At 66.3% G+C, this 13,263-nt stretch carries 10 protein-coding genes; 2 read left to right on the forward strand and 8 right to left on the reverse strand.

The features are described from left to right. Positions 1-5 precede the first annotated feature (5 nt). The 7 genes from selB to fdnG form a co-directional block, all read right to left on the reverse strand. Entirely contained in the window at positions 6-1,946 is a 1,941-nt protein-coding gene (gene selB, locus ACTDI4_RS20510; protein ID WP_442842908.1) for a selenocysteine-specific translation elongation factor, read from the reverse strand. Then, positions 1,943-2,722: a tetratricopeptide repeat protein gene (locus tag ACTDI4_RS20515; RefSeq protein ID WP_442843417.1), complete on the reverse strand. Its 780-nt coding sequence runs from the start codon at positions 2,720-2,722 to the stop codon at positions 1,943-1,945. The genes selB and ACTDI4_RS20515 overlap by 4 nt, the downstream gene beginning before the upstream one ends. A gap of 13 nt (positions 2,723-2,735) precedes the next feature. Next, complete coding sequence (gene selA / locus ACTDI4_RS20520) at positions 2,736-4,157, reverse strand: L-seryl-tRNA(Sec) selenium transferase (protein ID WP_442842909.1); 1,422 nt, start codon at positions 4,155-4,157, stop codon at positions 2,736-2,738. Positions 4,158-4,164: 7 nt separating this feature from the next. Further along, complete coding sequence (gene fdhE / locus ACTDI4_RS20525) at positions 4,165-5,082, reverse strand: formate dehydrogenase accessory protein FdhE (RefSeq protein WP_442842910.1); 918 nt, start codon at positions 5,080-5,082, stop codon at positions 4,165-4,167. A gap of 97 nt (positions 5,083-5,179) precedes the next feature. Continuing rightward, positions 5,180-5,890 carry a formate dehydrogenase subunit gamma gene (locus ACTDI4_RS20530; RefSeq protein ID WP_442842911.1) on the reverse strand — a complete coding sequence of 237 codons (711 nt, stop codon included), beginning with the start codon at positions 5,888-5,890 and terminating at the stop codon, positions 5,180-5,182. Next, on the reverse strand, positions 5,887-6,828 hold the full coding sequence (gene fdxH, locus ACTDI4_RS20535) for a formate dehydrogenase subunit beta (protein ID WP_442842912.1): 942 nt from the start codon (positions 6,826-6,828) through the stop codon (positions 5,887-5,889). Before fdxH ends, ACTDI4_RS20530 begins: the two co-directional genes overlap by 4 nt. A gap of 15 nt (positions 6,829-6,843) precedes the next feature. Then, on the reverse strand, positions 6,844-9,933 hold the full coding sequence (fdnG, locus tag ACTDI4_RS20540) for a formate dehydrogenase-N subunit alpha (RefSeq protein ID WP_442842913.1): 3,090 nt from the start codon (positions 9,931-9,933) through the stop codon (positions 6,844-6,846). A gap of 488 nt (positions 9,934-10,421) precedes the next feature. Here fdnG and ACTDI4_RS20545 point away from each other — a divergent pair, with 488 nt between their 5' ends. Then, complete coding sequence (locus ACTDI4_RS20545; RefSeq protein WP_442842914.1) at positions 10,422-11,519, forward strand: transglutaminase-like domain-containing protein; 1,098 nt, start codon at positions 10,422-10,424, stop codon at positions 11,517-11,519. 10 nt (positions 11,520-11,529) lie between these two features. Next, positions 11,530-12,579, forward strand: a complete 1,050-nt coding sequence (gene selD / locus ACTDI4_RS20550) for a selenide, water dikinase SelD (protein ID WP_442842915.1) — start codon at positions 11,530-11,532, stop codon at positions 12,577-12,579. Between the two features lie 31 nt (positions 12,580-12,610). Here selD and ACTDI4_RS20555 read toward each other — a convergent pair whose 3' ends face one another. Then, entirely contained in the window at positions 12,611-13,252 is a 642-nt protein-coding gene (locus ACTDI4_RS20555; RefSeq protein WP_442842916.1) for an arylesterase, read from the reverse strand. Between the last annotated feature and the right edge of the window lie 11 nt (positions 13,253-13,263).

A 13,263-nucleotide genomic window follows, 5' to 3' on the forward strand; every position in this document is an offset into this window, starting at 1 on the left:
GCCTTTCAACGATGAGCCAGATCGCCGAACAAGTCCAGCTTGCGGCGGTTGAGCCGGCGGCGGTCGCCCCGCCGGATCGTCACGCTGTTGCGGTCGAAGAATTCGAGGATCTGGATCGCCACCTTGCGGCCGCTGTCTACGCGATCGCGAAAACAGCCGGCGAGGAACCAGCCGTCGGCCCTGGCGGCGTCCAGTTCGGCGAGCATGGCGACCATTTCGGCAATCGTGTCGCGCCGGAAGAAGCGGTCCTGCGCCACCTCATGCACGCGGCCCATGCGGCTGGCCAGCTTCAGAAGATGGCGAATGTCGTCCTCGCTCTCGCCGAGCAGGGCGGCGATGTCGCGCACCCGCGGCGGGCGAAAGCGCGCCGCGCCGCCCAGCAGCGGCTCGGTCTGTTGCCAGAGCCGGTCGGCGGCGGCGCTCATTGTCGCCTCATGGCCGGCCAGCCGCAGCCAGGCCCCGTCGAGCACGACCAGCCCTTCCTCCCGGAGCGCCAGAAGCGCAATGCGGAAGGCAGGCGGGGGAAGCCGCGGCTGCAGGGCCTGCCGCAGCCGCTCGAGGCCGATGCCGGTCAGGTCCGGGTTCTCGGCATGGAACCGCTCAAGCCGCTCCAGAAGGCCGGCGCGGAACAGTCGCCAATATTCGGGAAGCAGCAGCAGGGCCGACGCTGCGTCCACCAGCAATACCGCATCGAGGGTTCGCGCGAACGCGGCGGGATCTTCGGAAAGCGCCCTGTCGCGCAGGAAGGCGACGGCGTCGAGATGAAAGGGCTCGGTTGCGAGCAGTGCCCGGGCCGCTTCGACCGGGTCGTCGATCGCATGGGCCTCGAGCTGCGCCCTGCGCTGCGGGCTGCGCCTGCCGCGCTGCGGGCCGCGAAGGTCCAGGAACCGGCCGCCGCCGATGGTGCGCCGGGCCGACACGTCGCGAATGACGAAGCGGTCGCCGGCCGCGGCGGCGACCGGCCTGTCGAGGACCAGTTGCACGCGGCTTTCGCTGCCGGGCTGCAGATCCTCGTCGCCGAGCAGCACGACGCGCGCGCCGACTTCGGCCGAGGCGTGGTGCAACCTCGCCGGAAACCATTGGCCGAGAGGCTTCCGCTCCGTGGACAAGACGCGCAGCGTTGCATCGATACGGCTCGTGGGGGCATGCAGGCCCGGGCTCACCACCATGTCGCCGCGCGTTATGGCGTCCTTGGAAAGGCCTTCGCCCGCCAGATTGAGCGCGCAGCGGTCGCCCGCCTTGCCGGTCTCGCTTTCCCGGTTCTGCGCGTGCAGCGAACGCACCCGCACCGCCTTTCCCGAGGGGCTGACGGTGAGATGATCGCCCACGGCCACCCGTCCTGACAGCACCGTGCCGGTCACAACGGTGCCGACACCCTGGATGGTGAAGGAGCGGTCCACGGCCAGGCGGAAACGGCCGGCGCCGCGGCGATGGCCGAATGCGCGCGCCGTCGCCACGAGCAGGTCGCGCAGGGCATTGAGGCCCGCGCCGCTGACCGTGGAGACCGGCAGGATCGGAATCTCCGCAAGGCCGGTTCCAGCGAGTTCGCGGCGAAGCTGCGCCTCCACCTCGCCCAAACGCTCGGTCGAGGCGAGGTCGCTCTTGGTGATGACGGCGACCCCACGCTCGATGCCGAGCAGGTCCACGATGGCCAGGTGCTCGCGCGTCTGCGGCATCACGCCGTCGTCGGCCGCCGCCACCAGCATGACGAAATCGATGCTGGCGGCGCCGGCAAGCATGGTGTGGATGAATTTTTCGTGCCCCGGCACGTCGACGAAGCCCAGCACCTCGCCCTCGGCTCCGGGCAGCGGCACATAGGCAAAGCCGAGATCGATCGAAATGCCGCGCGCCTTTTCTTCCTTCAGCCGGTCGGTATCGATCTCGGTCAGCGCCTTCACCAGCGAGGTCTTGCCATGGTCGATATGGCCCGCCGTGCCGATGATCATGGGGCGAGAACCTTTCCGGCCTGCGCCTCGGCCGCTTGAAGCTGCTCCGGGTCCAGCGCGGCGCGCGCCGGCTCGATGAAGGGGGCGGCAAGCCCGCTGCCTGCCCGCCGAGCGCGCGTGAGCCAGGCAAGGGCGGCGATCGGGTCGCGCTCGGCCCCCATTCCCAGATGCAGCGCGGCCCCCAGCATGGCCTGCGCGTCGGCATCGCCCGCTTCGGCGCCCTTTCGCCACCAGTGCACGGCCTGCGCGGCGTCGCGCGGAACGCCGAGCGCGTTGTGGTGGATCATGCCGAGCCGCGTCATCGATGAGGCGATGCCGTTCTCTGCCGCCCTCGTGGCCCACAGCCGCGCTTCCGCCGGATCGAACGCGACGGCCTCGCCCTCCAGCAGCATCCAGCTCAGCATGTCCTGCGCCTGGGCGTCGCCCTGTTTGGCCGCCAGCCGGTAGAGCCGGGCGGCTTCGGCATGGTCGGCATCGATGCCGTCGCCCTTGAACAGCAGCGAGGCCAGGTTGCGCTGCCCGGCGGCGTCGCCAGCCTGCGCCGACAGCGCCAGCCAGCGGCGGGCAAGGTCCATATCCCGCTCGACACCGAGCCCGCCGGCGAAACAGGCGCCGATATTGTTCTGCGCGCGCCCATTGCCGCCCCGCGCCAGCGGCTCCCAGATGGAGAGCGCGGCCGCATAGTCGCCGGATTTCGCGGCGGCGAGCGCCGTCTCCATCTCCTGCGCGGTCTCGTCTTGCGGCTGTTTTCGCGTGAAGAACCCGGCAAGGCGCATCACCGCACCCCGCCTAGGCGTCCGCGCCGGACAGGTTGGCCGAAAACCTGTCCTCGTCTTCAAGGCAGCGCAGGTCCAGGATCAGCGTGCCGCGCTCGATGCGGCCTATCACCGGCATCGGCAGTGCGCGCAACCGCGCCGAAAGCTCGGCAAGCGCCGAACCGCTGCCGTCCCTGGGCGAGACGGCCACGCCGGCGCTGGCGATGGTGGCGAGCGGCAGGGCGCCCGAACCGATCTGGCTGCGGCAGTCGGCCACGACGGCATCGAAGGCGGGGCCGGCAAAGGCCGCCAGCTTCGGCGCCAGCCTCGCGGCCTGCGCGGCAATCTCTTCTTGCGGGCGCGAAAGCAGCCGCAGCGTCGGCAGGCGCTCCGCCAGCCGCTGCGGGTCGCGATAAAGCTTCAGCGTCGCTTCGAGGGCGGCCAGCCTGATCTTGTCCACCCGCAGCGCCCGCTTCATCGGGTTGCAGTTGATCCTGCCGATCAGCTCCCTGCGCCCGACGACGAAGCCGGCCTGCGGCCCGCCCAGCAGCTTGTCGCCGGAAAAGGTGACGATGTCGGCGCCCTCATTGACGGCCTCGCGCACGGTCGGCTCGTGCGCGAGGCCGAAGGCGGCAAGGTCGGCCAACGTGCCGGAGCCCAGATCGTTGACGAGCGGCACGCCCTTTTGCCGCGCGATGCCGGCCAGTTCGGCCGCCGTCACTTCCCGGGTAAAGCCCTCGATCCGGTAGTTTGAAGTGTGCACCTTGAGCAGCAGGCCCGTGTCCTCGCCGATGGCATCGGCATAGTCGCGCGGATGCGTGCGGTTGGTAGTGCCCACTTCCACGAGCTTGGTGCCGGCGCGCGTCATGATGTCGGGCATGCGGAAGGCGCCGCCGATTTCTATGAGTTCGCCGCGCGAGACGATGGCTTCCTTGCCGGCGGCCAGGCTGTTCAGCACCAGAAGCACGGCGGCGGCATTGTTGTTGACGACGGTGGCGTCCTCGGCGCCGGTCAGCTCGCAGACCAGCGCGCGCAGATGATCGTCGCGCTCGCCGCGCTTGCCGGAGGCAAGATCGAATTCCAGTGCCACCGCGTCGCGCATGGCAAGCGTTGCCGCCTCGATCGCCGCCTGCGCGAGAACCGCACGGCCGAGATTGGTGTGAAGCACCGTGCCGGTGAGGTTGAACAGCGGCCGCAGGCTCGGCCGCTCGGCCGCTTCCAGCATCTGCGTCGCCCGCCATGCCAGCTCCTGCGTCGTCGCAAGCCCCGCCCCGGCCTGCACCTCCTCGCGCGCCAGGGCAAGGGCGCTGCGCACCGCATCCGTCACGGCGGGCCGGCCGAAACGCTGCACGGCCAGATGGGCGGCTTCGCCCCGCAGCACCTGGTCGACCGATGGCAGCCGGCGAAGGCTTGCCTGGGGATCGCGGCGTGGCACGTCGGCGTTGCTCTGCGCCATGGCGACCTCAGAGGCCGGCAAGCAGCGGCGCAAAACCGCCACGCCGGTAAGGCTCGGCGCGCATCAGCATGTCCATGCCGAGGCTCGCGACATCGTCGGCCACGGGATCGGCGCCGGGGGAGTTCTTCTGGTAGATGATCTTCAGCCAGCTCCGGCACTCGTCGCAGGTCTCGGCCTTGACCGCGCCGCCGCCGTCCTCAACCTCCTTGTAGCCGATACCCTTGGTGGAGCCGCAGCAGACGCATTTGATGCGCACATAGTGCCACATGGTGCTGCACAGCGAGCACACGCAGAAACGGGCGCCATGCGCTCCCGTCCAGTCGACCACCATGGAGATGGAAGGCAGACTACCGCAGGCGGGACAGATGCCGTCGGCCACCGGCTTCACCGCCTTCGGATCGAGCCTGGATGCCAGCCGGGAGAAATGTACCTGCAGCGCCGCCCAGACATAGATGTGCTCGGCAACCGCATCCGGCGGAAGCAGGCCGGAGAAGACCGCATTCGCCATGTCGCGACGCCCGGCCCGGTGCGCCGCCGCCACACTTGCCAGCGCGGATGCGGCGCTCTTCGGCTTCTCGATCATTTCGGCTTCCGCGAAAAGCCGGTCGAACATGGCCGCGAGGCTGTCGTCGTCTGCCGCCTTCGCGCGGTCGATCGGCGGCATGCCGAATTCGGCGGCGCGGGCAGTCTCCAGCCCATCGGTTGCCTCGGCAGGGCCAAATTGCGTGGCGACCAACTGCTGGGCTTCGAAAAGGCCGGCGACGAAGCGCAGATAGGGTTCGAGCTGCGAGACCGAGGCAAGCGTACGCAGGCGCGCCGCGCGTCTGGCAAAAAGCGAGTCCGGATCGGGCAATCTGACGAAGGGAGGGGAAGAGACTTCACCGATCGCGGTGGGGTCCGGCGCCAGATCAGCCTTGCCTGCCATATTCATACCTCACGAACCCGACGGGCCACGTGGACATCGAGCAGCATTGTGCGCACCATGGGCCGCCGCTGTCCATCCGAAAAGGCTCTTGGGAAATTCAGCTCGAATGCGTCGTGGTTTCCGTGCGCTTGCCCTTCTGCATGGAAACCAGCTCGCGCAGCCATTTCCTGTGGTGCCGCCACGCCCAGCCGCCGGTGACCGTTCCGCGCGTCATGGCGCCGATCGTGCCCTTGACCCAGATCGCCGCATAGACGTGGACGACCCACACGCAGATCGCCACGACGGCGGCGATCGCGTGGACGAGCAGCGCCCAGCGTTGCAACTGGATGGAGGTGAAGGAGCCGAAATATTCATTCCAGATGACCAGACCCGAAGCGATCAGGATGATGATCAGGATCGACATCGACCAGAAGACGAGCTTCTGCCCGGCATTGTACTTGCCGACTTCCGGCAGCCGTTCCTCTCGGCCGGCAACCACGTCGTTGGCCTGGGCGATCCACCGGCTGTCGTCGCGCCGCCACAGATTGGCGCTCCAGAAACGGACGAACAGGCCGAAGAAGCTGAAGAACAGCACCACGCCGATCCAGGGATGGATGGTGCGCGTCCACTGGCCGCCGCCGAAGAGCCCGGAAAGGAAGAACAGGGAGGGGTGGAACATGGCCAGCCCCGACAGCGCCAGCAGCACGAGGCAGATGGCGGTGACCCAGTGGTTGACGCGCGCGCCGCCGGAATAGCGATGCACCTTCACCGGCCGGCCGGGCACCACCACGTCGCCGCGTTCCACGTCTCCATAGTCGGTCCTGCTCATGAGCGGTTCTCTCCCGTGAGCCTCTCGGCCTGCTCCTCGTCCTGCTCGGTCACGACATTGGGGCCACGCAACAGGTAGTGCAGCGCGCCGGCGGCGACGGTAAGCCCCATCACCGCCATGCCGGCATATTTGGTCATGCCCTTCCACGCGTCCACAATCGGGCTGATGCGGGGATTGGCGGGAAGGCCGGCATAGATTTCCGGCTTGTCGGCATGGTGCAGCACATACATGACATGGGTGCCGCTGACGCCCGGCGGATCGTAAAGCCCGGCATTCTCGAAGCCGCGCGATTTCAGGTCCTTGATGCGGCCTTGCGCCCACTCCTTCATCTCATCCTTCGTGCCGTAGACGATCGCCTGGGTGGGACAGGCCTTGGCGCAGGCCGGCCCCTGCCCGACGGCGATACGGTCGGAGCACAGGGTGCATTTGTAGGCGGTGTGGTCGACCTGCGAGATGCGCGGAATGTTGAAGGGGCAGCCCTTGATGCAATAGCCGCAGCCGATGCAGTTCTCGTGGACGAAATCGACGATGCCGTTGGAATATTGCACGATGGCGCCGGGCGCGGGACAGGCCTTGAGGCAGCCGGGATCCTCGCAATGCATGCAGCCGTCCTTGCGGATCAGCCATTCGAGGTTGCCGGTGTCGGGATTGTCCCATTCGGTGAAGCGCATCAGCGTGAAGGTGTCGGGCGTCAGGTCGGGCGGATTGGTGTAGGAGCCCGTGTTGAAGCCGATCTCCTGGTGGGTGTCGTTCCATTCGGCGCAGGCCGCCTGGCATGCCTTGCAGCCGATGCATTTGGTCACGTCGATCAGCTTGGCCACTTCGGTCTGGCGCTGGGCAGGTGGCGTCACGGACGACGCCGAGCGCCTTATCAGGTCCTTCTCCCCGAAGCGCGCTTCCTGCGGAGCGGTGTCGGGATTTGGAACGGGTGGAAACATGGCGTCGTTTCCTCCTCAGGCGACCGCGGGCGCCGTGGTGCGCTCTATGTTGACCAGGAACGCCTTGTATTCCGGGGTTTCGATGTTGGCGTCGCCAACCACGGGCGTGAGCGAGTTCGGCCCCCAGCCCTTGCGTGCCGCGCCGGTGAAGCCCCAGTGCAGCGGGATGCCGACCACATGTATGGTCTTGCCGTCGCAGACGAGCGGCTTGATGCGCTTGGTCACCACGGCCTTGGCCTTCACCGAGCCGCGCTTCGACCAGACGCGCACCCAGTCGCCCTTGGCGATGCCCTTCTCCTTCGCCAGCTCTTCCGAGATCTCCACGAAGAACTCCGGCTGCAGCACCGCGTTCACGGTGACGTGCTTGGTCCAGTAGTGGAAATGCTCGGTCAGCCGGTAGGAGGTGGCCGCGTAGGGGAACTCCGGCGATGCCGTTTCGGCGAACTGCTTGAAGTCGTCGTCGAAGACGCGCGCCACCGGATTGCCCCGCACCTTGGGCGCGATGACATTGGCTACCGGCGACTCGAACGGCTCGTAATGCGCCGGGAACGGGCCGTCGCGCATCATGGCCCGGACGAACAGGCGCGACGAGCCCTCCGCGTTCATGATGAACGGGCCGACCTGGCGCGGATCGGCGTTCGGCGCGATATCGGGCACGTCGTAGCCCGTCCACTTCTGGCCGTCCCAGGCGATGAGCTTGCGGCTCGGGTCCCACGGCTTGCCGTCGAGGTCGCAGGAGGCGCGGTTGTAGAGGATGCGCCGGTTGGCCGGCCACGACCAGGCCCAGTTCAGATAGGCCCCGGTCTCGTCGGGATCGTGGTTGTCGCGACGGGCCATGTTGTTGCCCGCCTCGGTGAAGCAGCCGGAATAGATCCAGCAGCCACTGGCGGTCGAGCCGTCGTCACGCAGCGCCGCGAAGCCCGGCAGGAGCTTGCCCTGCTCGATCACCACCTTGGTGGGATCGGCGGGATCGGTCAGCGTCGTCAGCGCCCGGCCGTTTATTTCCTGCGCAAGCTCGGCGGCCGTCGGCTCGTTCGGGTCCTCATACGGCCACTGCAGGTTGAGGATCGGATCGGGGAACGCGCCGCCATCCTTGCCGTAGAGCGCCTTCAGCCGCAGGAATATCTGCGCCATGATCCAGTTGTCGGACTTGGCGTCTCCGGGCGGCGTCGCGCCCGGCCAGTGCCATTGCAGCCAGCGGCCGGAATTGGTGAGCGAACCTTCGTCCTCCGCAAAGCAGGTGGAGGGAAGCTGGATCACCTCGGTCTTGATCGATGCCGTGTCGACGTCGTTGTACTCGCCGTGGTTCTCCCAGAAGCGCGATGTCTCCGTGTCGAGCGGGTCCATGGTGACCAGGAATTTCAACTTCGACAGCGCATCCGTCATCTTCTTGCGGTTGGGCGCGGCCATCAGTGGGTTGAAGCCCTGGCAGACATAGCCGTTGACCTGGCCGGCATTCATCATGTCGAAGATACGCAGCATATCGTAGTTCGGCACGTCGAGCTTGGGCAGCCAGTCATAGGCGAAGTCGTTCTGCGCGGTCGCCGCCGGCCCCCACATCGACTTCTGGAAACTGACGAAGAACTTGCGGTAGTTCTGCCAGTAGCTCGTCTGGTTCGGCCGAAGCGGCTTGTAGCCGCGCGTCGACATGTAGGTGTTGAGATCCACCTCCTTCTCGGTGGGGATGTTGAGATAGCCCGGCAGCAGGTTGGACATCAGGCCGATATCGGTCAGCCCCTGGATGTTGGAGTGCCCGCGCAGCGCGTTCATGCCGCCACCGCGCACGCCGATATTGCCGAGGATGAGCTGCAGCATCGCCATGCAGCGAATGTTCTGCGAGCCCTTGGAATGCTGGGTCCAGCCGAGCGCATACATCGACGTCATGGTCTTGGTGGGCGTCGAGCATTCCGAGATCATCTCGGCCACCTTCAGGAATTTCTCCTTCGGCGTGCCGCAGATGCGCTCCACCATTTCCGGCGTGTAGATCGAAACGTGCTGCTTCAGCAGGTTCCAGACACAGCGCGGGTTCTGCAGCGTTTCGTCGATCGCGGCGTAGCCGTCGTCGCCGATGACATAGTCCCAGGTCGAGCGGTCGTAATCGCGCTTGGCCTCGTCATAGCCGGTGAAGAGCCCGTCCTTGTAGGCGAACCCGTCCTTGATGATGTAGGCCGCGTTGGTGAAGTTCTTCACATATTCCCACTGCACCTTGTCGTTCTGGATGCAGTAGTTGATGACGCCGAGCAGGAACGAGATGTCGGTACCCTGGCGGATCGGCGCGTAATAGTCGGCGACCGAGGCCGAGCGGTTGAAGCGCGGGTCCACCACGATCAGCCGCGCGCCGCGATTGGCCTTGGCCTCGGTGACCCATTTGAAGCCGCAGGGGTGGGCTTCCGCCGCGTTGCCGCCCATGATGACGACGAGGTCGGTGTTCTTGATGTCGGTCCAGGAGTTGGTCATTGCTCCGCGGCCAAAAGTTGGGGCGAGACTCGCCACCGTCGGGCCGTGTCAGACGCGTGCCTGGTTGTCGAATGCCACTATGCCTGTACTGCGCACCACCTTGTAGGTGAGGAACGCGGTTTCGTTCGTGGTCGCCGAGGCGGCCAGGAAGCCGGTGGAGGTCCACCGGTTCACCGTGACGCCGGCCGCGTTCCTGGCGATGAAGTTCGCGTCGCGGTCGTCCTTCAGGTGGCGGGCGACGCGATCGAGCGCATCGTCCCACGAAATCTGCTTGAACGTGTCGGACCCCGCCTCGCGCAGCATGGGATACTGCAGCCGGGTCTTGGCCTTGACGAAATCCTTCAGCGCAGCGCCCTTGGGGCAGAGCGTGCCGCGGTTGGTCGGATGGTCCGTGTCGCCCTCGACATGGACGAGTTCGGCCTTCTCGCCCTTCTTCAGGTCGCCCTTGGAATAGAGAATGATGCCGCAGGCAACCGAGCAATAGGGACACGTATTGCGGGTTTCGACGGTGTTGACGAGTTTGAAGGATCGAATGGCCTCGGCATAGGCGCCTTCCACCGCGCCGAAACCGAACGACCCCAACGCCGTCGCCGCGACCGCCGCTCCCGCTCCGCCCAGAAACTGGCGGCGTGAGAGTTCAATATTCATTGCGCGACACCTCCTCTGGCACCATGCGAGACCCGCAGGAACGGGCTCAGGCAATCCGTTGGCTATGTAACGAAGGCAGTTCACCGCAATAACCGAAGGTTGTCAACAAATGAGGCATTTGGACTTTCGCTGTATTGATTTTGCATTCTTGAATACATGACCATATCGGTCATGTTTAGTTGCTCGCATCGAATGCAGATGCTCCGATGCCCGATTGTTGACGACGAAGCGCAAACGCGCGAAACTTGAGCCGTGGCTGCTCTTCATAGCTCCCGCGTGCCGGGGCTGCGAAAATTGACTGCCCTTCGCGCGTGCTTCGCGAAGCTGTGCAGATCGTCATCGCGGCACGGCCTTCTTTGCGGGCCGATCTTCCATCACATCCTGAAATCGGTTTCGAGGCTCGTTGCGCGGGCCGTTCCAACGCTGCCGAACAGAGCACATCCGACATCGATGAGTTCGACCTGAAAGGGGCCTGAAAGGGGAATGTCATGAACCGTCGCGAGATTTTGCAGGCCGGCGCCGCTTTTTGCGCGGCATCCATGATGCCCGGATCATCGCTGGCCGCGAGCAATGGATTCGATCCAAGGCCGTCAGGCTGGCGTAGCTTCGAGATTACGACGCTGATAACGCCCGCGCGCACGGACGACACGGTCCGCGCATGGGTTCCACTTGCGGGCTTGCGCGCCGATGACTGGAACCGGCCGGATGGCAATCGCTGGACGAGCAATGCCGGCATTGCACGTGTCGAACGCGACGCGCGCAGCGGCACCGACATGCTTTATCTGGAGTGGAAGGCGGGCCAGGCCGAGCCGATGGCGCAGGTCGTCAGCGTGGTTTCCACGCTGGACCGCGCCGTCGATCTTTCAAAGCCGGGCAACGCCCCGGCGCTCACCCCGGCGGAACGCGAGAAATATCTGTCCGGAACCAGGCTCGCGCCGGTCGACGGCATCGTGAAGGAAACGTCGGACAGGATCGTCGGCGATGCCGCGGGCGACCTTGAGAAGGCGCGGCGCATCTACGACTGGGTTGTCGCCAATACCTATCGCCGCGCTTCCACACGCGGTTGCGGCGACGGCGACATCGTCGCCATGCTGAAAAGCGGCGATTTCGGCGGCAAATGCGCGGACCTCAATCCGCTCTTCGTCGCGCTCGTGCGGGCGGCAGGTATTCCGGCGCGGGACCTTTACGGCGTGCGCGTCGCGCCTTCGGCCTTCGGCTATAAGAGCCTCGGGACGAAGGACGAGACCATCACCAAGGCACAGCACTGCCGCGCCGAAATTCATCTCGGCGGCTTCGGTTGGGTGGCCACCGACCCCGCCGACGTTCGCAAGGTCATGCTGGAGGAGAAGGGCGGCCTTGCGGCGGACAATCCGCGCGTCGCCGCCGTGCGCGAGAAGCTGTTCGGCGCCTGGGAAGGCAACTGGATCGCCTTCAATGACGGCAGCGACATTGACCTGCCGGACTCTCGTGCGAGCGAACTCGGCTTCCTGATGTATCCGCAGGCGGAGGTTGCGGGCAGGCGCCTCGACTACCTGGAGCCGGACAAGTTCCGCTATGTCATGACCGCGCGCGAAATCGGCGCCTGAGGAGACCGACATGGACGCCGCACCCCCGATCCGCCTCAGCACGCTCGCCCATGGCGGCGGCTGCGGCTGCAAGCTCTCGCCCGCGGTCCTGCAATCCCTGCTGGCGGAGCCGCCGGCCGCCCACCCGTTCAGGCGGCTTCTCGTGGGCACGGAAACCGGCGACGATGCGGCCGTGTGGCAAACCGACGACGAAAACTGCGTGATCGCCACCACCGATTTCTTCATGCCGATGGTGGACGATCCCGTCGATTTCGGCCGTATCGCCGCCACCAACGCCATTTCCGACGTATACGCCATGGGCGGCACGCCGGTCATGGCGCTGGCGATACTTGGCATGCCGGTGGACAAGATGCCGGTCGAGACGATCCGCAACATCCTCAGGGGCGGCGCCGGCATCTGCGCCGAGGCCGGCATTCCCGTTGCCGGCGGCCACTCCATCGACGCGCCGGAGCCGATCTACGGTCTGGCGGTGATCGGCACCGGCAAGGTAGCCAATTTGCGCAGGAACAGCGGTGCCCGGGCAGGCGATGCGCTCATCCTTTCCAAGGCTCTCGGCGTCGGCATCTATTCGGCGGCCTTCAGGAAGGAGAAACTCGACGCGGCCGCCTATGCCGAAATGATGGCCTCGGTCACGCTGCTCAACCGCGTCGGCGCCGATCTCGGCAGGGAAGCGGACGTGCATGCGGTCACCGACGTCACCGGCTTCGGCATTCTCGGCCATGCGCTGGAAATGGCGCGCGGTTCGAATGCCGGCATCGCCTTGCGCTATGGCGACCTGCCGTTTTTCGAACGGGCGGAAGCTCTGGCCGAGCAGGGGTTCGTGACCGGCGCCTCGAACCGCAACTGGGCAAGCTTCGGCGAAAGCGTGCGCCTGCCGCCGGATTTGCCGCTGTGGAAACGACATCTGCTGACCGACCCGCAGACCTCGGGCGGGCTGCTGGTTTCCTGCGAACCCGGCCGGGCGGCGGATATCCTGCGCATGATCCGCCATAGCGGCTGCCCGGCTGCGACGATCGTCGGCACCGTGACTTCGCAGGGCGGCGTCACGGTCGCAGCCTGAGGCGTTGGGCGATCCGGCGCCGGATCCGGATTTACGAGTTGCGGGGCAGCGCGGCCATTGTCTTTTCGACCACAGGCAGGATGCGCTCGACGATCAGGTCGACGCCGGCCGCATTGGGATGCATGCCGTCGGCCTGGTTGAGGGCGGCATTGCCGGCGACGCCGTCGAGGAAGAACGGATAGAGCGGCACGCCGTATTTTTCGGCAAGCCTCGGGTAGATCCCGTCGAACGAATTCTGGTAGCCGGCCCCCAGATTGGGTGCGGCGCGCATGCCGGCCAGCAGCACGGCGATGTTGCGCGCCTTCAGCCGCGCCAGCATGGCGTCGAGATTCTTTTCGGTGATGTCGGGCGAAATGCCGCGCAGCATATCGTTGGCGCCGAGTTCCAGGATGACCAGCCCGGTGCCGTCCGGCACCGACCAGTCCAGCCGGGACAGGCCGCCGCTCGACGTATCGCCGGAAACGCCGGCATTGGCGACGGCCACGTCATGGCCGCCCGCCAGCAGCGCGGCCTGCAACTTGTCGGCGAAACCGTCGCCCGCGGCCAGCCCGTAGCCGGCCGCAAGGCTGTCGCCGAATACAACGATCTGCAAGGGCTGGGCCCTTGCCGGCGAAACTGTGCCGAAGGAGGCCATGAAAAGCGCGACAAAGGCGACGAGGTGTTTGAAAGCCATGCGGCAAGACC

Source organism: Mesorhizobium sp. PUT5 (assembly GCF_052216645.1).
GTDB lineage: Bacteria > Pseudomonadota > Alphaproteobacteria > Rhizobiales > Rhizobiaceae > Mesorhizobium.